The 19053-nt window shown below is 45.8% G+C and carries 18 protein-coding genes; 11 read left to right on the top strand and 7 right to left on the bottom strand.

Annotated elements, in window-relative coordinates; genetic code table 11:
• The first annotated feature begins 18 nt into the window (after positions 1-18).
• The 4 genes from NYE35_RS09440 (at position 19) to NYE35_RS09425 (ending at position 3498) form a co-directional block, all read left to right on the top strand.
• The gene (locus NYE35_RS09440; RefSeq protein ID WP_341120748.1) at positions 19-1218 is read left to right on the top strand and encodes a tyrosine-type recombinase/integrase; all 1200 of its coding nucleotides are present in this window, start codon (positions 19-21) and stop codon (positions 1216-1218) included.
• 365 nt (positions 1219-1583) lie between these two features.
• Positions 1584-2420: a hypothetical protein gene (locus NYE35_RS09435; RefSeq protein ID WP_341120746.1), complete on the top strand. Its 837-nt coding sequence runs from the start codon at positions 1584-1586 to the stop codon at positions 2418-2420.
• A gap of 143 nt (positions 2421-2563) precedes the next feature.
• Positions 2564-2704 carry a hypothetical protein gene (locus NYE35_RS09430; RefSeq protein ID WP_176462548.1) on the top strand — a complete coding sequence of 47 codons (141 nt, stop codon included), beginning with the start codon at positions 2564-2566 and terminating at the stop codon, positions 2702-2704.
• Between the two features lie 89 nt (positions 2705-2793).
• A complete protein-coding gene (locus tag NYE35_RS09425; RefSeq protein ID WP_341120743.1) occupies positions 2794-3498 on the top strand; it encodes a hypothetical protein in 705 nt (234 codons plus the stop codon).
• An 88-nt stretch (positions 3499-3586) separates the two neighbouring features.
• On the opposite strand, the gene NYE35_RS09420 is transcribed toward NYE35_RS09425, so the two are convergent.
• Positions 3587-3868: a hypothetical protein gene (locus NYE35_RS09420; RefSeq protein WP_036683968.1), complete on the bottom strand. Its 282-nt coding sequence runs from the start codon at positions 3866-3868 to the stop codon at positions 3587-3589.
• Between the two features lie 194 nt (positions 3869-4062).
• On the opposite strand from NYE35_RS09420, the gene NYE35_RS09415 reads away from it, so the two are divergent.
• The gene (locus NYE35_RS09415) at positions 4063-4638 is read left to right on the top strand and encodes a hypothetical protein (protein WP_036683971.1); all 576 of its coding nucleotides are present in this window, start codon (positions 4063-4065) and stop codon (positions 4636-4638) included.
• Between the two features lie 142 nt (positions 4639-4780).
• Here NYE35_RS09415 and NYE35_RS09410 read toward each other — a convergent pair whose 3' ends face one another.
• A complete protein-coding gene (locus tag NYE35_RS09410; protein WP_036683973.1) occupies positions 4781-5119 on the bottom strand; it encodes a YlbF family regulator in 339 nt (112 codons plus the stop codon).
• 434 nt (positions 5120-5553) lie between these two features.
• On the opposite strand from NYE35_RS09410, the gene NYE35_RS09405 reads away from it, so the two are divergent.
• The 6 genes from NYE35_RS09405 to NYE35_RS09380 are packed head-to-tail and all read left to right on the top strand — an operon-like array spanning position 5554 to position 12238.
• The gene (locus NYE35_RS09405; RefSeq protein ID WP_036683975.1) at positions 5554-6921 is read left to right on the top strand and encodes a YheC/YheD family endospore coat-associated protein; all 1368 of its coding nucleotides are present in this window, start codon (positions 5554-5556) and stop codon (positions 6919-6921) included.
• 10 nt (positions 6922-6931) lie between these two features.
• The gene (locus tag NYE35_RS09400) at positions 6932-8098 is read left to right on the top strand and encodes a YheC/YheD family endospore coat-associated protein (RefSeq protein WP_076099995.1); all 1167 of its coding nucleotides are present in this window, start codon (positions 6932-6934) and stop codon (positions 8096-8098) included.
• Positions 8099-9472, top strand: a complete 1374-nt coding sequence (locus tag NYE35_RS09395) for a YheC/YheD family endospore coat-associated protein (RefSeq protein WP_036683976.1) — start codon at positions 8099-8101, stop codon at positions 9470-9472.
• Positions 9469-10581, top strand: a complete 1113-nt coding sequence (locus NYE35_RS09390; RefSeq protein WP_036683979.1) for a YheC/YheD family endospore coat-associated protein — start codon at positions 9469-9471, stop codon at positions 10579-10581. The genes NYE35_RS09395 and NYE35_RS09390 overlap by 4 nt, the downstream gene beginning before the upstream one ends.
• Before the next feature lie 26 nt (positions 10582-10607).
• Entirely contained in the window at positions 10608-11126 is a 519-nt protein-coding gene (locus NYE35_RS09385; protein WP_036683981.1) for a GNAT family N-acetyltransferase, read from the top strand.
• Entirely contained in the window at positions 11108-12238 is a 1131-nt protein-coding gene (locus NYE35_RS09380; RefSeq protein WP_036683982.1) for a YheC/YheD family endospore coat-associated protein, read from the top strand. The genes NYE35_RS09385 and NYE35_RS09380 overlap by 19 nt, the downstream gene beginning before the upstream one ends.
• 76 nt (positions 12239-12314) lie before the next feature.
• Here NYE35_RS09380 and NYE35_RS09375 read toward each other — a convergent pair whose 3' ends face one another.
• The 5 genes from NYE35_RS09375 to NYE35_RS09355 form a co-directional block, all read right to left on the bottom strand.
• On the bottom strand, positions 12315-13700 hold the full coding sequence (locus NYE35_RS09375; protein ID WP_036683984.1) for an ABC transporter substrate-binding protein: 1386 nt from the start codon (positions 13698-13700) through the stop codon (positions 12315-12317).
• 93 nt (positions 13701-13793) lie between these two features.
• Positions 13794-15410, bottom strand: coding sequence for a response regulator (locus tag NYE35_RS09370; protein ID WP_256715441.1), 1617 nt, complete (start codon positions 15408-15410; stop codon positions 13794-13796).
• Positions 15411-15417: 7 nt separating this feature from the next.
• Positions 15418-17187, bottom strand: coding sequence for a cache domain-containing sensor histidine kinase (locus NYE35_RS09365; RefSeq protein ID WP_036683988.1), 1770 nt, complete (start codon positions 17185-17187; stop codon positions 15418-15420).
• A 45-nt stretch (positions 17188-17232) separates the two neighbouring features.
• Positions 17233-18051 carry a carbohydrate ABC transporter permease gene (locus NYE35_RS09360; RefSeq protein WP_036684144.1) on the bottom strand — a complete coding sequence of 273 codons (819 nt, stop codon included), beginning with the start codon at positions 18049-18051 and terminating at the stop codon, positions 17233-17235.
• Positions 18052-18141: 90 nt separating this feature from the next.
• Positions 18142-19038 carry a carbohydrate ABC transporter permease gene (locus tag NYE35_RS09355; RefSeq protein ID WP_038569654.1) on the bottom strand — a complete coding sequence of 299 codons (897 nt, stop codon included), beginning with the start codon at positions 19036-19038 and terminating at the stop codon, positions 18142-18144.
• Between the last annotated feature and the right edge of the window lie 15 nt (positions 19039-19053).

Raw genomic sequence — 19053 nt, 5'->3', positions numbered from 1 at the left:
TAAAGGAGGCGTTTTTTCTTGGCGTACTTAAAGAAAATACCCGCAAAAAATAAACAAGGATACAAATGGCTGTGTGTCATGGAAGGACCAGCAGACCCGTCTACTGGTGAGCGACGACAAGTTTCTCGCCGTGCGGACACTAAAGGAGAAGCATCAAAGCGCGCTCAAGACGCTGTAGAGGCGTTGAAGTTTGGACTAGACGCAAAGAAAGCAAAATCAGCCAAATTCATGACAATAGCTCTTGACTGGCTGGAAACATATGCTTTAGGTGAGGTTAAAGAAAGCACCGTTAGAATTCGAGAGAGTCAGATAGCTATTCTGAATAAGTACATGGCTAATTTGGTAGTCGAAAAGGTAACTCATGCCTATTACCAGAAAGTGATTAAGAAAATATTTAATGAAAATTATACAAGAAGCACTATAGAAGGTGTACATAGTACTGCTAATCAGATTATGAAGTACGCGATCAAAAATAAACTTAGATTGGACAATCCTTGCACGGGAGTTGTAATACCGTCCAAAGTTCAAACGGTGGAGGATATAGAGAAAAATAAATTAGAAGATAAATATTTAGAAATACATGAACTGGAAGAATTTTTAAAGGCTGCTCGTGAACATGGAAAGGAACGAGATAAGGAGTTTTTCTATCTGATGGCTTTTAGCGGTCTACGTCCAGGGGAGGCAAGTGTATTGAAGTGGAGTGATCTTAACAAAGATACAAATGAAATCAGAGTCACAAAAACGTTATACAATCCTCATAACAATATGCTAGATTACCGATTAACCCCTCCCAAAACAAAAGGATCAGTTCGGACTATAGATTTAGACCCATCCATTATTGACATGTTATTAAAATTTAAAGTAAAGCAAAATGAAATTCACAGAGAATATAAAAAGCATTATTCAGATTTTCATAATGGAGATTTTATTTTTTGTCGTTCTAACGGATATCCTTATACTCAAAAAGCCTTCTTAGATAGAATGAAAACATTACTAAGAATGACAAGCATCACCAAGCCAGCTACACCTCATATATTTCGACACACACACATTAGCATGTTGACTGAAGCCGGAGTGGATTTGCCTACCATTATGAAAAGAGTCGGTCATGAAAGTCCAAAGACGACATTAAAGATATATACTCATATCACCAGTAAAATGAAGCAGAGTGCTGGAGAAAAGGTGAAGATAAAGTTCGGGAATGTTCTGGACTTTTAATTTTTTGCAAGAAATGTTATTTATCCGTTATTCATCACATGATTTCATTTATAAAATAGTTAGAAATACCAGTATCTTAAAGGATTTATTAATCCTTCGTGTATAATTGTACCTATTATACACGGATAGAATGGCTCAGTACAACCGATTCATAAGCTTCGGATTCGAATTTCACTCTCCTTACACAATCTACGATTAAGGTAGGTATTGCCACATAGCAAGTTTAAAAACCACCTTAAAATCGAATTTTTTGAAACTGAATATCTCTGATGCGTTTTAAGCTGACCTTAAAAATTCGCTGCCTTTATTTAGCAACCTTTTCCTCTTTTTTATAGTCTGAGAATTAATGAATGTGTAAAGGAGCATTGAAGAACAAGACCGCTTTATTACTACTTACCCTTACTTTGCTTTTCATAGGACTGGTCAGCTGTGGAAATACGGGAAACGAAATAAAACAAGCAGACCAGATAGAGCTGGATGCAAATAATATAGTTTCTATTAACTTAATTGAAAGAAAACAGCCAATGGCCACTATTTCGGATACATCCTCCTTTGAACGTTTCGTTCAAGCCATAACTACTGCTGAATATGATAGAGGACAACTAGATATTGCTCCCAGCGATTACAGAACCACTGTGAACATGAAGGATGGCATAAGTTATGAATTCTCTTTTTGGATCGTCGGAAGTAACAATGGGTTACTCATTAAATCAGGACAAATGGGCCACTATCGCCTGTCAGATACCAGCAAAAAGGATCTATTGGACTTGTTTCAATCAACTTTTAATGAAGATAAGAATTCATCAGAAGACACTGTTAACCCACAGCCCCCAAGCGTTCAAGTTACTGTTGGCGGTGAACAGTTCGAGGCTATTCAAGGCTCTTATTGCTGGAACGACAATGGCAAAGGCGTATGTGTGGATATAGCTTCTAACGTTGAGCTGGTTTCCATACAGAAGGTACATCCCAAAGCCATCAGCGGTGATCAGGTAGAACTCGAATTCTCATATGCACCCAAGGAGATGGAGGTTATGGCTTCATTTCCTGGTGAGGAACGACCGGACGAAGCCCTTTCCGTGGACAAAAACAGTTTTCAACTCGCAGCAGGTAGCGGCAGACACCTATATATCATCCATGCAAGATGGCCTCAGGGAAGCGCCAGTTATGTATTTGAAGTTCAATGCTCGGTCAGTAAAAAGTAATCGGATTGTTTTTGCTTAACACGTGGATGGGATGGTCGGATGATGGTCGGATGATAGTCGGATGGTAGGATGGTAGGATTATGTCCATCCTCTCTACGATCAGGAAAAAAGTTTATACTATCGACGTGAAAGGAGCTGAGCTTATGCAATTTCTTTTTATACTCGCGGTCCTCGTTCCTGCAGTGTGGTATTACGCGGCTCTTGGTAAACGGATATCTGCCGAAGAAAAGAAGGCTGGAAGAGATCTCACCAATGAGATCAATCCTTTTACGGGTGGCAAATAACATTTAGCCCCCTGCAAGCAATGCAGGTGCATATTAAAGCCCACTGGCTTAGGCTAGTGGGCTTTTTCGTATGAGTGTGTCTTTTTTGTATGCCTCTTTGTGTGACTTTTGCGCTTGGCTCGGCATTCTACGGTATTTATACTTCTCTTTTGGGTACTTGTGCGATTTCCGCGGCATTCTACGGTATTTATACTTCTCTTTTAGCTACTTTTACGATTTGCGCGGCATTCTACGGTATTTATACCTCTCTTTTGGCTACTTTTACGATTTCCGCGGCATTCTACGGTATTTATACCTCTCTTTTGGGTACTTTGGTATTTTGCGCGGCATTCTACGGTATTTATACCTTTCTTTTGGCTACTTTGGTGTTTTGCCCGGCATTCTACGGTATTTATACCTCTCTTTTGGCTACTTGTGCGATTTCCGCGGCATTCTACGGTATTTATACCTCTCTTTTGGGTACTTGTGCGATTTGCGCGACATTCTACGGTATTTATACTTCTCTTTTAGCTACTTTTACGATTTGCGCGGCATTCTACGGTATTTATACCTCTCTTTTGGCTACTTTTACGCTTTGCGCGGCATTCTACGGTATTTATACCTCTCTTTTAGCTACTTCTACGCTTTCCGCGGCATTCTACGGTATTTATACTTCTCTTTTAGCTACTTTTACGATTTGCGCAGCATTCTACGGTATTTATACTTCTCTTTTGGCTACTTGTGCGATTTGCGCGGCATTCTACGGTATTTATACTTCTCTTTTGGCTACTTTTACGATTTGCGCGGCATTCTAAGGCATTTTTGCCTCTCTTTGCACGACTGCCGTGCTTTTCGAGAGACCTGAAGCTAATCTAGCTTTTTTAGTAATCGACCCCAACTCTATTATCTTTGCGAAACTCTAGTTTCTTCATTCCACTTTGTCTGCCATTGCTCCAGCTTTGCTTTTCGCACAGCTTCCAAACGTTTGGTCTTTTCCTCATCAACCCCGATAATAAAATGCAGATGTGCCGCAATGACCATAAACGCAAAAAGTGACCAGACGACTCCAAAACCAAACACCCAACTCGGTCCATTCGCAAGCGAAAGCTTCGGCAGTGCATACAAAAGCATGGCCAACGCCAGCAAGAGATAGACACCGTGTTTGAACTTGTTTCTTTTTCTCATTAATAACAGCTCCTTCGTAGACAGGATATTCGATTGAATCTATATCTCTACTCTATGAACATGAGGCCCGTAATATGAGACAAGTCCATTAAAAATATAACCTTTTCAAAATTATGTATAAAAGGTTAGCATTTATATAGCAAGAGACGCTTATATATGAGATGATGATTTCATTTAGGGGAGGCGTTTTTGAATTGAATGCAGCTTATAATCATACCGAATACATAATTCGCAAAAAGGTATTTTCGATCATGGGTGCGAAACTTCATATTTTTGACAGCTCTGAGCAGCTTGTGCTCTATTCACAAATGAAAGCGTTCAAGCTTAAAGAAGACATTGCACTTTATACGGATGAATCTATGCAGAAGGAGCTTCTGCGCATAAAAGCCCGTAGCGTCGTCGATTTTAGCGCTACTTATGATGTACACGATACAGAGTCCGGTGAGCATATTGGTGCTTTTCGCCGTAAGGGTCTCAAATCTATTTTGAAGGATGAATGGATTATTCTTGACCGTCATGATCAGGAAATCGGAAAAATCAAGGAAGACAGCACCGCGATGGCTTTACTGCGCCGCTTCATCGCTATTATTCCGCAGAAATATAATATCGAGATGGATGATACTACGATCCCTGCCTTCAAGCAAAATTTCAATCCATTTGTCACCAAAATTATGGCTGACTTCTCGGAGGATCGAAAAGGCAAGCTTGATCGCCGCTTAGGTTTGGCAGCTGGTATTCTTCTCTGCGCAGTCGAAGGTAAACAAGATTAGTTGAGGTTGAGGTTGAGGTTGAGGTCGAGGTCGAGGTCGAGCTTGAGCTTAGGCTAGCCATATAGTCACAGCCACAAGAAAGAGGGTGCTTCCAGAGCCATCGGCTTCGGGAACACCCTCTTTTGATTTTCATTGCTGAAATTTATTCACCGTACAATTGGGACAAACTCTCGGTGATAATTTTATTTACATCCTCGATTACAACGCTCAGACGGCGTTCCGCATCGAACAGACGACGAATGCCAAGATTCAAATTAAGCACCTCGAACAGCTTCTCCATCTTTTCCATTTCTTCCTGTGGAGGCATTTCTCCGCTCATCATCCGTTGTTGCAGCTCCATCTGACCTTGGCGGAAATTGTCCAGCATCGCTTTCGCTTCAGGATCCGTTTCTACGACCTTCATGGCATTTCTGATGTCCGATACCTCGCTGCTCTCTTTAATGGCTTTCGCCAGTTCATGTGCTTTGTCGTGAATGCTCATTATGATTCCTCCTAAAAGTTTTGTTAGCGTACACTCCTCAGATCGTCTTCGTGCAAAACTCACTTCGGAAACTTACGCTTAAGTTTTGTTAGCGTACACTTCCTATCGTCTTCGTGCAAAACTCACTTCGGAAGCTTACGCTTAGGTTTTGTAACAGCTGCTTCCTGAATCTACTCTGCTCTAAAAACTCACTCCGAAAACATACGCTTAAGTTTTGTTAGCAGCTGCTTCCTGAATCCACGCTGCTTTAGTTTCCAATATTCGCTCATTCCATGCTTGTTTCGCTTCTTGGGCCTAGCTTATGAAATGACTGGGCAAGGTTTTTAGCGGTTAGGTCAATCACCAAGGGTCATCTGTCTCCATATGATGAATGATATGTAACCCTTAGCTACCAAATTGCCGGCATCATGCTGCCTACCGGAAGGAGATCCACGATGTCCCAATTCAAGATCCCGGTCCATACGGTCAACTCGGGCATCCTGCAGGAAAACGCTATAATGCTTGGCGAAAAATCCATGAAAAGACTCAAAATCCCGTCTCACGGAACACTCCAGCTGGCATTCGGCTCTTTCCGGCAGGAGGTTACCATTATCTCGGCTCCCAAATCCGACATCCTGCGTGTAAGCGAAGGACTGGCGCGGCGGACCGGATGGAAACACCGACAAACCCTCAACGTTTCTTACAGCTCTGTAAGCCGCACCTTGCGGCTTGGACCGTTGATCGGCGTGCTCGTCAGTCGTGACCATCCAGATAATCTCGACAGGTTGTTTGGACCCATTACCATGTTCTGCCGGGAATTGACAAATGCCTGCCACACACAAGGCGCCTATGTATATTTCTTTACCCCGGAAGCGCTGGAAACACGCAGTTCTTCCATTCAGGGCTGGGTATACAACGAGGGTTGGAGAAAAATGAGTCTGCCCATTGCCGATGTAATCAACAATCGGTTAACGACGCGAAAGGTGGAGAATAAACCTAGCGTACAGCATTTTTTGGCGGATGTAAAATCGCGATATGGAACGCATTTCTTCAACGAAAAATTTCTTGACAAGACAGAGGTATTTGAAGCTTTAGCGCAAGACCCTTCCCTGCAGCGGTATTTACCTGAATCGCATGCGTTGAACGGCTTTGCCGTAATGAAGAAGATGTGCAGCCATTACCCAAGTGTATTTTTGAAACCTGTACGAGGCAGTCTCGGCAAAGGCATACTTCGTATCTCTAAAGAAGAAGGCGGAGGTTACCGTCTATTGTCTACTACCTCCATAGGTACACGCAAGCAAAGCTACACCACTCTCGCTAAATTGTACCAGTCCATCGCTCCCAAAATGAAGACCACTCGATACCAGATTCAGCAGGGATTGCCTTTGATGGAGCTAGGAAGGCGACCTGTAGATTTCCGGGCACTTGTTCAGAAGAATGGCAGCGGAAAATGGGGAGTTACCTCCATTGTCGCCCGCACCGCCGGAAGCAATCACTTCGTGTCTAATTTAGCTAGAGGTGGCAGTCTCAGCACAGTGAAAGAAGCGGTTAGCAAGAGCAGTCTTCCTCCGGGCGCAAAAGAAAACGTTCAGCTTCAGCTGCCCAGAGCAGCACTTGCCATTGCAAGAGGGGTCGAAACCTTTATCCCCGCTCATTTCGGAGAGCTCGGAATCGATCTGGCACTGGATCAATCAGGACGAATATGGCTCTTAGAGGTTAACTCCAAGCCCTCCAAGAACGATAATACACCGTTAAACGATCAAAAAATAAGACCGTCCGTCAAGCAAATGATTTTATATTGCCGCTACTTGGCCGGTTTATAAGGAGGACACGATGACTGAAAAAGAAGTGGGGTTCCTCGGCATTATGACAGGCCGCCGCAACGGGAATCCACCGATCGCCGAGCCAGAGTTTTGCAGTCATTTATGCCGGGCAGCTCCTCTATACAGCCTAAAAGTCCTCGTATTTCATCCAGACGGAGTAGCGGCAGACGGTTCCTCCATTACCGGCTATACCTGGAAAGATGGAAGCTGGCAGAATACCACTTCTTCACCGCCAGATATTGTCTATAATCGCTGTTTTCACGAAGGTCCGAAAGAAAGAAAAGAAGCTTCCGCTGCACTTTCTTCTCTTCATCGTTCTCTACCTTGGTCTCGAGGTTTGCCAGATAAATGGGGTGTACATGAGATATTGAAGCGCGACCGGAGAGCAGCGGCAATACTGCCGGAAACTGTACTCTATACCGGTACCCGCAGGTTAAGTACAATGCTTGCTGAAAGAGAATATGGAGTTTTTCTAAAGCCCAAGGCCGGCACCCATGGCAAACGTACATTACATGCCATACTGCAGAACAGAGGCATGAGAGTACGAGGGCGTGACGGAACAAATACACCATTTCAATATGTTTTCGACTCACAGGCTGAAGGACTGAACTGGATTCATGAATTTATCGGCTCACGCCGCTATATTATACAGCCTTTCCTGCACCTAACTAATAGTAAGGGGCAACCGTTCGATGTGCGTGTATTGATGCAAAAGAATGGCCTTGGCCGCTGGACTCTTACCGGCATGGCCGTACGGCTGGGTAACCAAGGTTCGCTGACTTCGAACCTGCATGGCGGCGGAACAGCTGTTTCTCCCCTGCCTTTTTTGCTTGCAGAATATGGTCAGGGTGGAAAAGACATCATGCGTGAGCTTGCTGCAGAAGCTGCATACTTGCCTCCACTACTGGAGGCTGCATGCGGCAGGCTTGGAGAACTCGGCCTTGATTTCGGTATTGATTCGAGCGGTCGGATTCATTTACTAGAAGCAAATTCCAAGCCAGGGCGCACGGTATTCCGGCTGACGGGCGACCGCCGGGCTGCTAAGCTCGCCGCCGAGAATCCACTGTCTTATGCGCGCCATCTACTGCTCACACAACGACGGATACCATCCCTATCTACGGACAGCTCCGTTACAAACGGGAGAATGATAACAATGGTTCCTAAGGAGGATTCATAAATGAGTCTCACTTTTTGCAATGTGCATTTCACTAAGCAGCCCCAAAGAGTTGTATATGTATCAGGTGCACTGATGAAAAGCTTGAAGTTAACCGGGAAAAAAAATATACGCTTAAGGCTCGGTAAAGATGCCACCCCGACCATGATCAAGCCCATCAAGCGCGCCGGAAATCACCTATATCTCGCCTCAGGCGTAAAAAGCGCTATCAAGGTTCCGAAATCAGGCGGTGTCTATTTACGCAATCTACAGAATGACGAGGTGCAGCTAGGACCTTTAGTTGGCATATTGTCCGATGGTCCTGCTTCCTCGTCTCAGCCTTTCGGTTCTCGCACAGGGTTCATCAAGCAATTACTGCGGGAAGGCAGCAACAAATGTTATATATTTGCCTTTATGCCGCGTGACATCAACTGGCAACAGGAACAGGTCTATGGATATTTTTTGACTTCAAGCGGTAAGTTTGAACGAAAAATGGTCCCTCTGCCTGATGTTGTCTATAATCGCTTGCCCAGTCGGAGAGCTGAGACCTCACCCTATATCAACCAACTTCGCGAACGATTTATGCGGAAAAGAATTCCATACTTTAACTGGAGCTTTTTCAATAAATCCGATATCTATAAGCTTTTAGAAAATGATGGGGCGGCAAATCGTTACGTACCTGAAACCCACAGCAATCCGTCCACGGAAAAAATGAGAGAAATGCTGGATCACCATCATTTTGTATACTATAAACCTTCTGCGGGAAGTCTGGGTCACGGCATTTATCGGCTTACCTATCTCCCGAAAAAGGGGTATTTTGCCCGCTACCGTCGGGGAGGAAAAAACGTTCTTTTACGCTTTACCACCTTTGAAGCCCTTATGCGTATGCTTCGTTCGCGTCACGGTCAAAATCTGCAAAATTATATAGTTCAGCAGGGAATACGCCTCATTGAAATAGATGGCTGCCCGATTGATTTCCGGTTCCATATGCATAAAAACGGCAGTAATCAGTGGATTGTAGTCGGCATAGGCGCTAAAAAAGCCGGCCGTGGCAGTGTCACCACTCACCTTAAAAATGGAGGAGCATTGCTTACACCTCAGCAAGCACTCGGACGTGTATTCGGCGCAAGAGCTGACGAAGTACTGCAGCGTGCAAAGACTACAGCCATCAAGCTGGCAGAATCACTAGAAGTCCAGCATCGTCATTTGCTCGGTGAAATTGGCTTTGATCTCGGAATTGATCAGGATGAAGACATCTGGATGTTCGAGGCCAACGCCAAACCAGGTCGTTCCATCTTCCGTCACCCTTCCCTGCGCGCTGAGGGCAAAGCTTCCATCGAGCACATTCTGGAGCATTGTCTATACCTCAGCAAATTCCGCAGGAGGGATGAGATGTGAGCACCCATAATCCGGAAGATACAAAACCTGTTATTGCCATACTGACAACCAGCGATAAAGTACGGCAATTTAATGGCAACCGCAGCAACTTCCGGGACATTATTCGCACAGGCAAAGAAATGGGATTTCTTGTCTACGTCGTCACTGTCCGTGACCTCAAGCTTGAGGAACGGATGGTGAACGGATATGTCCCATCGTCCAGCGGTAAAATCTGGTACAGCATTCCTGTACCTCTTCCACAAATCATTTATAACCGGATTCCCACCCGTGAGGATGAGGAAAAACCTGCTGTGGTACGTAAAATAGCTCAATGCCTGGAACATCCAGGCATTAAGCTATATAATCCATATTTTTTCAATAAATGGAGTCTATTCGAATGGTTAAGGGGTTCGCACTCCACCTCAAAGCATGTTCCAAAAACGAGACGATTACGCAGTGCAAACACCCTTACTGCCATGCTGAACCAGCATACCAGCCTCTACCTTAAACCAGAGAACGGCAAAGCAGGAAAAGGAATTATGCGCCTGAAATATCGTGCAGATACCGCTTTGCCTTACCGGCTTCAAATTCAAAGCGGCAAAAAAAATGTGACGTACAAAGCAGCTTCCATGGACCGGCTCTGGGCAAGAATCGGAAAAGAAAAAGGAATCTCTCGTTATATTGTGCAGCAGGCTATTGAACTGGCGACTCATCGGGGAAGACCGTTTGATCTGCGGGTGCTGCTGCAAAAAAACAGCAGAGGCGGCTGGGGAGTGACCGGCATAGGCGCACGCCTCGCCGGTGCCCGAAGTATAACGACACATGTACCACGCGGCGGTAGTATTGAAGAGCCTGCCAGCATGCTGGAAAGTACATTTGGAACCGAAAGAGCAGCCATGATCCTGAAGAGCGTGCCTACAACCGCCCTTCTTATCGCTAGACAAATCGAAAGAGCTTCTGACTCTATGCTCGGAGAGATGTCGATGGATCTGGGTGTAGATGAGAACGGGGGACTCTGGTTCTTTGAGGCCAACTCCCGGCCGATGAAATTTGATGAACCCGCGATCCGCAAGCTGTCCCTAGAGCGAATCTTTCACTACGGCCAGCACTTAGCGCGCCAGTTTAAATAGAAATCATTAAAAGGATGTGACACAGCATGCAGATATCCTCCATCTATGACACAAATGCCAAACAGTGGAAATCACGGCTGGCTGGACTGCTTGAGTTTATAAGAGCGCATGGGGAGAAGCGAATCACAAACCAAGCTTGCAAAGTACTGGCCCGTTTAACACCGGATCAGTTGTCAGAGCCGGGTATCTCGCTGCTTGTTGCCACCGTACGCGGTCAGAATGGGCGCCAGCTCGCAGGAGTCAGCTTCGTATCCGGTTTCGGTGCAGAAGCCTGTCTTGTCGCTGTGCACCCCTTCTACCGGAATAGACACACCGGCACTGCCTTAATGGCTGCCCAGCTGAAACGCCTCGGGCATCTGCAATGCAGTGTTGCCTGTGACAATACAGCTAGCCTAAAGATGTGCTTCAATATCGGCCTTGCTGCCGACACACTTACCACTGGTCCTACCGGCAAGCCAACATTACTGCTCCGGTCACCCCATCATACCGGCAGCACTACTAATTCTCCACAAGAAGGTGAACTCCTGTGCCAGAGCCCGTCTTAGGCATTCTTACTTTATATATTAACGAAGCCAAGCAGCTTGAAGAAAAGGCCGTGTACCGGAGAATGATCGTCGAGGGCAAACGAATTGGCTTGGATGTCTTTGTATTCACTCCCATGGATGTTCATCCCAGTAAAGAGCAGATCCATGCCCTTGTCTTTGATCCCAAGAGCGGAAAATGGTCACGCAAATGGCGTTCTTTTCCGAACATGATTTATGACCGTTGCCGTATTCAGCGCAGCTCACGCTTTCAGCAACTGCTTCGTTTCCGAGAACGCTACAATCATCTGTTATTTCTGAATCGTCCACTGCGCAACAAATGGACCATTCACCAAACCTTCTCACAAAAAAGCCGTTTCCGGCAACATATGCCAGAAACTTTACTCTATCAGTCCTCTGCCGACCTGCGCCGGATGCTGAAAACCAATTCAGTAGTCTATATCAAGCCGGCAAACGGCACAGGTGGACGTGGCATCCTCAGAATTGAGAGAATGAAGAATGGGCGTGGGGTATATGATATTCAAGGCCGTCGCCAGGATCGCCGAATCATTCCCACACGTAAAGTCTCTTCTACTCGGCTGGATTCCATCGTACGGCAATGGTGCATCGGCGGACGTTTCCTTATCCAACAAGGGATTCCATTACGTCTGCCGGGCGGACGTTTCCATGATTACCGGATGCTCGTTCAAAAGAATGGGCAAGGTGTCTGGGAACTCACAGGTATGGCAGCACGGGTCGGTGCAGCGCGGAGTGTAACCTCCAATCTTCATGGCGGTGGTCATGCCGTTCGAGCGGAAACACTGCTGAAGGAATGGCTGGGTAGTCAGGATAAAACCGATAAGGTCATGAAGACTGCCGAGAGGTTAGGCCTTGATGCCGCAGCCTTCCTGGAAGAAAGTTACGGAGCCTTATGTGAGCTTGCATTGGACCTCGCCATTGATCGCGAAGGGAAAATTTACGTGCTGGAGGTTAATCCAAAGCCCGCCCGTGAAGTGTTCGCAAGATCAGGTGACGGAACCACATACCGCAAAGCCCTTATTCGCCCTCTGGAATACGCGCTGTGGCTCTACAATAACAAAGGAACCCCCAGCACAGCTAAAACGACTGAGGAATAAAAATTATCTTAATAGTCATCAAAAAAAGACGCCCCTAGCTCGTATTAATACGAAGCCGAAGGGGCGTCTTTTCGATTTATTTGGCCAATGATCCCTGCAGGGAACCTGCATCGAAGTCCGGCTGTGCTTCGATATCGGTGTCACCTGCGGCTTTGGCTTTTTCAAGTGCCGCATTATAGCGAGTATTCAAGTCCTGAAGCTCTTTATCTAAATCTCCACCACCAAAAATGTATCTATTGAAGACATCAACCTTCTTTAGTCCTTCCAGACGTCCCTCACTAATGACCATCGGAGTCGCTGGATAAATCCCGTCTAACTTTGTAGGCAGAAAATCTTCAATCCCTGCAATGTCTGGTGCCTTGGCAACAGTAGCAACCGATGGAATAACCGAAACCCCGTACCCTGCTTCCTGATAAGCAATCTGCACATCATCACTGTACATCCATTCAATAAACTTCCAAGCTTCTTCCTTATGCTTAGAATCCTTGCTCATAGCCAAATAACTTCCTGCAATAACTTGGCTGACACCCTTCTGCTCCCCGTCAATAGTTGGAGGAATCGCAGCTGCCCAGCGAATTTCAGTTGGGAATTGGGTTTTGTAGACCGTCGGCTCAACGGAATGGTTGAAATACATACCGATCTTGCCTTGAGCAAATTGCGCACGCAGCGGGTCGATATCAAGCGATTCCGATCCTGGCATCATGCTTCCATCCACCTTAATCTGCCGCAGCGCCTCAGCAACCTCTTTATATACGCTAAAATCAAATTGCCCGGTCTGGAAGTCGAAGCCCTCTGTGCCCTTAGTCTTGCTAAGTGTTGTTATTGGATAAGCGATACGCTCAAATCCGCTGGTACTTTTGAAATTACCCGCGAAGCCGTAAGCGCCTATATCTTTTCCCGCTTCCGTAATTTTCTTGGCATCCTCGACCATCTCTGCGAGTGTGGTAGGCGGCTCTGTAATGCCAGCCTTCTCGAACAAATCTACGTTATAGATGAGGCGCCAGAACTGACCGATATTGGGAAGGCTATATATTTTGCCGTCAACGGTATTTTTCTCGTTGATAAGTACGTTCTCGAACCGGCTCTTCATCTCTGGTGAAATGTAGCTATCAAAAGATTCCAGATACCCTCTTTTGACCCACGTTGGCACGTTATAAGTATCCACCCGGAGAATATCAGGCGCCTGCATGCTGGAGAAGGCAATATCCACCGACTGGGTATAGTTCTCTGCCATAACCTTCATTTCAATCTCAATATTGGGATTAAGACCTTCATACTCGCTGATTTTTTGTTCAATAAAATCAGAATCGTGACGATCAATGGTCCAGTAGACCAATTTTGTTTTTTCGGAGTTTGTATTGCTGCTGCTTACCTCCGTATTAGATTCGGATGATGAACAGGCGGCCAACGAGCCAGCCAGCATCAGCGAAACTCCAGCTAATATCCATTTGTTTCTTTTCATCTAAAATGCCTCCCTTTTCTTTTGAAATCGCATTCATTTCTTAAGAAAATTATAATTCCGCTGCCCTTTTATCAGTGAAGGAGAAAACAACTGTCAATGGGAGACGAAATCACTGTTTCCCTCCACTTTGGGTAAGGTATATTTTGCACGAAAGTCAGTCGGCGTCATTCCGGTATATTTTTTGAACTGCTCTGTAAAATAGGGTCGATCCTCATAGCCCAAAGAGATGGCAATATCCTGAACCTGTATGCCTTCCAGCACTAGCTCCTTGGCTTTGTCCATTCGTCTCCCGATAATATATTGGGCGAGTGTCATCCCTGTCTCCTTTTTAAAAAGATTGGAGAAGTAGCTAGGACTAAGATGCACCTCCCGTGCACAGTCGGCGACGGATAGATTTCGATGCAGATTTCCATTGATATGAGTGATGGCCCGATCCACAAGCATACGCGCGTCACTGCATTGGCGTTGTTGCAAATACGTACAGCCCAAACGGCAAAATTCCCGAATCTGGCGGCTAAGATCTTCAAAAGAGACTGCACTGCTCATGTCTGCAAGTTTGTTTTCCAGAGTTTTAACTTCCGAATCTGTTGCTTTTTCCGAAAAAATCCGATGGATAGAATGAGCCAGTTCAAGACAGAGTGTCTTAACGATGGACGGGTTAGGCGTTGCCGGTGCAGTAATCCAATCATGCCAAATGTTATCCAGCTGCTCCTCTGCTTTGGACAAATTTGCCGAACGCAGACAATAAAGCAATTCTCTCTCCTTGTCATATGAGTATCTGGGTAGCGCGGCATTCACGACTGCATCTTCAACATAGGTGTACACGCTGTTCCCACCATTTAGAAAGGTGTTCGCAAGTGCAGACAGTGCCTGCGCATAAGAAGCAGAAAGCTGCCCTACCTCTTCTACCTCTCCACCCAGTCCAATGGACACCGTCTGGTACGTATACCGATGTACATTTTCCCGGCATTTCTCTGCAAGTTGCTCCATATTCGGCTCCGCCAGAGGGTTCATCACAATAACGAATTGATTCACATTTTCCCGGAACACAATGCCCCGAGTGTATTCAGATATTGTATTTTCCAAAATATTCTGTACGGCAAAGCGGATTAACTCCACCTCGGAAACCGTAAGTTCTGATGTACGTTCCACAAAAAAATCCACTTCCGCTACCATCACGCAAAAGTTATGGTTATTCATCTCGATATTGTAAAAATCCCACTGCTGGCTCAAATGCTGCTGTCTAGTTCCGTAACGGATGAGCAGACGCATATATTCCTGACGCAAATAGGGTAAGCTCTCGCGCAGCTTTTGTTCCATGTCCATCATCTGCTCAGCTTGACTGCGTTCCCGTTCCAACACTTCCTTGGCCTTCAACACGGATTCAAGCACTTGAACCTTGGTGTACGGTTTTACAATCAGATCAAAGGCACCCAGCTTAACAGCTTCCTGGGCATAAGTGAAATCAGAATAACCCGTCAAAAAAATCAGTTTGATGCCTGGCTGCTCCGCTTGAAGGCTCCGCATCATCTCTAAACCATCCTTAAAAGGCATTCGGATATCCGTCAATACGATGTCAGGACGATGCTTGCGGATCTGCTCCAGACCTTCTTCCCCGTCTGCCGCGGTGGCCGCGATCACAATCCCATGTTCCTCCCAAGGAATCCGCTGCGACAATCCGCGGACCACTGCAGGAATATCATCAACAATACATATTTTAATTGAATGGGCGCTCAGGATTTATTCCCCCTTCCACAGGAATGGATAGAACAGCTTCGGTTTCAACACGCGGACTGCTTCGAAAGACCAATCCGGCTTCTTTGCCGTAGTACAGCTGCAGTCGGCTACATATATTAGACAGAGCGTACCCTCCACTGCCGTTCGGCTCCTTCAGCCAGGCATTGAGTTTCTCCGCATTCATGCCGGTTCCGTTATCGGTAACCCGGATGAGCAGTGTATTTTTGGCTACTTCTACGGAGATCCGGATCACTCCCCCTCCCCTTAATTCCTTAAGACCGTGCAGGATAGAGTTCTCTACCAAGGGCTGAATAATAATTTTCAACACAGGAAGCTCCAGCAGTTCCACTCCGGCATCAATTGTATAGTCAAACAACCCTTCATAACATTGCTGCTGAAGGTTTAGATACTGGCGGACATGTTCCAGTTCCTTGCCTAAGGTCGTAATTTCCTGCCCGTTGTTCAGTCCCAGCTGAAACAGCGCAGACAGCGAAATGACCATCTGTTTCACGTCCTCATATTCATCCATCTCACATTTCCAGAAAATCGTGTTTAATGTGTTATATAAAAAATGAGGCTCGATCTGCGCCTGAAGCGCCTTGATCTCCGCTTTTCTCTTTTCTTTTTCTGTATCCTTGACTTCAACAATCAACTCGCCGATCCGGTCTAACATCTGGTTAAATTTGCGTCCTGCCTCCCCAATCTCATCCTGGAAAGGACTCTGGAAGCGAGCACTGAGATCCTCCTGCTCTACACGAGACATCGTCCGTTGCAGTTTCAGCAGCGGTCCCAGTAGCAAAGCGGACAGATACCTTGCAAGAAAAAGCGCGATGACGATACATGCCGCCATGATCATCAACACCAGCCATTGAATACTCCGAACAGGTTGCAGCAGTTCCTTTTTGGACAGGTAGCTGACCAACACCCAGTCTTTTGCATACCCTGAACTGGCATAGCTGAGCAGCATTGTCCCGTCACCAGCGGAATATTCAAAATTACCCCGGTCCGCCTCCCTCAGTTTGTCTAAAAACACAGAGTCCCGAGACCATTCCGGGCGTTCCCCGTCTCCGAAGACGCTTGTTCCCTCTTTATTGATCAGTAAAAAACGCGCGGAGCCAAGACTCCCGCCTCCACTTACAGTATCTTCAAGAATGTCCTCTTTTACATTAACGATCAAAAATAGATCAGGGACATAATTGTCTGTAAGCGGCTGCAAGACTAGGGAAATAACATGATGTTTCCCGGCAAATAGCTCGTCCCGATGGCTCTCCACCCAATTGGATTCAGGTTTCTCCTTAACCCGTTGGTACAGCGAAGATTCTAGAAATGGGGTCAAGGTTCTGCGCTGATTGCTGGTAGAGTAGAAATCCCCGTCTGGCGTACTGATCAAGATAGATTCAATAGAGTTTTCCGTCAACTCTACCTGCGTGAAGGGCGCTTGCAGCATAGAAAAATTGGCAAAAAAACGTTCCATATTATGAGCTTTAATATCCCGGATGGTCTGCTGATAAGCTTCGCTCAACATCATCGTGGAGGAAGCCACAATGATTTGCTTTAACTTCTGGTCTAGGACATTGATTGACTGATTCAGCACATTTTGATTTAACTCGACAGAGTTACGCTCCATCGCCCGAGAAGCAATGGAGTAAGCCAATAAACCGGTGACTGAAATACAGAATACCGTCAGTGCGGTAAAAGATAGCCATATTCTTTTCTTCAAAGAGGTACGATAAACCCAGGCCTTCAGCATGTATTCACATCCTTCTTGAATAGCTGTCCGAAGCCCGCCCCGAATTTAGCCCTTTACAGAGCCAGCTGTCATCTGCATGAACGATTTATTAGCGAAAATATAGACAACAATCATTGGCAACATGGACAGACATGCACCCGCGAGCATCAATTGAGGTTGCGCCGCATCGCCGATACCATATTTTAGCCCCGCCAATCCTACGGTGAGTGTCTGTAATTTTGGCTGAGTCATGGTAAAAACCAGCGGCAGAATATATTCGTTCCATGCTCCGCGGAAGGTCCAGAGCGCCGTGACTCCAAGGGCGGGCGTCAGAAGCGGTAAGATAACTCGAAAGTATACGCTATAGAAATTACAGCCGTCAATAAAAGCAGCCTCATCCAGATCCTTCGGAATCGCTCGTACAAAACCAATCAACATAAAAAATGCCGTAGCATGTGCACTAATCAGAATAATAATGACACCCCATAACGATTTCTGTAGATTAAGCGCTACCATAAGGTCAAATTGCGGCCGCAGCACCACAGCACCGATCGAGATGAACAGCGTACAGGACTGAATTACAACATATATGCGTTTCCCATAAAAATCGACTCTCGCTACCGCATATGCGGCCATCGTTCCAATTAATAGAGTGCCTAAGGTGGTAAAGATACTGATAAACACACTGTTCCATGTAAAGCGGGCAAAGTTAGCCGAATTCCAAGCCTGCGCGTAGTTTCCAATCTGCCAAGATTTAGGCAGCAAGGTGGTTCCTGTCGTCAACTCCAGATTGGTCTTAAGGGATCCGAAAAAAGCCAGAATAATCGGAAACAATGCAAAAGCCGCCACTATAAGTAGAAAAATCCACAGCAAGGTCCGGGACAGCACCGCTCGGGTCTTGAAGGATCGGACAGGCTGGACCGAAGTATTCTTCGTCTCCGCATGTAATGTACTCACTGTTCATTCTCCTCTCTTTTAATAGATATCATTTAGCTTTTTAGATACATAAAAGTAGACTAAGGTAATCAGACCTACAATAACTGCTGTGGCAAAACCAACCGCACTACCGTAGCCAAATTGCTGAATGCTTGTACCTCCACTGGATACAGGGAAGAACAGCTTATACAGGTACAGGTACATAACTTCTGTCTTGCCATAAGGACCGCCTTCGGTAAGCACCATAATACTCTCATAGCCTTTTAGGGAGGCGGTAATAGCGAGCATAATGATCATTTGCAATACAGGTCCGAGCATGGGAACGGTGATGTTCCACATTTTTCTGAAGGGTCCAGCTCCATCTATAGATGCCGCCTCATAGAGATCCTCAGGAATGTTCTGTAAACCAGCGATAAAGAGCAGCATATAGTTACCGATAGCCCCCCATATCGCAATCATAATAGCTGTTAGTAAGGCATATTTCGGCCCTAGCCAATCTATCGGAGCGGAAATAATTCCAGAGCCGACCAATAGCTGGTTAACCATCCCATTGTATGAATTAAAGATAACGTAGAATACGATGGCCATAACCGAAGCACTGATTACGGTCGGCATAAAGTAAATCGCTCTTAGCAGCTGCCGCCCTTTTAGTGCACGGTTAAGGACAACCGCCAGTAAAAATGATAATGGCAAGGTGATGAGCAGCTTGCCTCCAGCGTAGATAAAGGTGTTGACCACTGACTTCCAGAATTCCTGATCCCTTAATAAGCGCTCGAAATTCTCCAGTCCGATAAACAGGGGTTCGCCGAAGCCCTGGTAATCATAGAACATGTACTTCAGAGCCCAAAAGATCGGATATACTCCAAAAACCAGCGTCAGAATCAAACTGGGAGCAACGAAGGTCCAGGCGTTAATTTGACGTTTTGATAAATTCATTTATTGTTCCTCCTG

Origin of the sequence: Paenibacillus sp. FSL L8-0494 (assembly GCF_038003695.1) — a bacterium.
Lineage (GTDB): Bacteria > Bacillota > Bacilli > Paenibacillales > Paenibacillaceae > Paenibacillus_AQ > Paenibacillus_AQ odorifer.
This window is presented reverse-complemented; position numbering and strand designations above follow the sequence as displayed.

What these genes read in the sequence shown, in the direction of transcription:
- NYE35_RS09395 (WP_036683976.1), top strand. Translation starts at nt 8,099, where the DNA reads ATGAGTCTCACTTTTTGCAATGTGCATTTCACTAAGCAGCCCCAAAGA.
- NYE35_RS09410 (WP_036683973.1), bottom strand. Translation starts at nt 5,119, where the DNA reads ATGAGCATTCACGACAAAGCACATGAACTGGCGAAAGCCATTAAAGAG.
- NYE35_RS09420 (WP_036683968.1), bottom strand. Translation starts at nt 3,868, where the DNA reads ATGAGAAAAAGAAACAAGTTCAAACACGGTGTCTATCTCTTGCTGGCG.
- NYE35_RS09375 (WP_036683984.1), bottom strand. Translation starts at nt 13,700, where the DNA reads ATGAAAAGAAACAAATGGATATTAGCTGGAGTTTCGCTGATGCTGGCT.
- NYE35_RS09365 (WP_036683988.1), bottom strand. Translation starts at nt 17,187, where the DNA reads ATGCTGAAGGCCTGGGTTTATCGTACCTCTTTGAAGAAAAGAATATGG.
- NYE35_RS09430 (WP_176462548.1), top strand. Translation starts at nt 2,564, where the DNA reads ATGCAATTTCTTTTTATACTCGCGGTCCTCGTTCCTGCAGTGTGGTAT.
- NYE35_RS09425 (WP_341120743.1), top strand. Translation starts at nt 2,794, where the DNA reads ATGCCTCTTTGTGTGACTTTTGCGCTTGGCTCGGCATTCTACGGTATT.
- NYE35_RS09400 (WP_076099995.1), top strand. Translation starts at nt 6,932, where the DNA reads ATGACTGAAAAAGAAGTGGGGTTCCTCGGCATTATGACAGGCCGCCGC.
- NYE35_RS09405 (WP_036683975.1), top strand. Translation starts at nt 5,554, where the DNA reads ATGTCCCAATTCAAGATCCCGGTCCATACGGTCAACTCGGGCATCCTG.
- NYE35_RS09355 (WP_038569654.1), bottom strand. Translation starts at nt 19,038, where the DNA reads ATGAATTTATCAAAACGTCAAATTAACGCCTGGACCTTCGTTGCTCCC.
- NYE35_RS09385 (WP_036683981.1), top strand. Translation starts at nt 10,608, where the DNA reads ATGCAGATATCCTCCATCTATGACACAAATGCCAAACAGTGGAAATCA.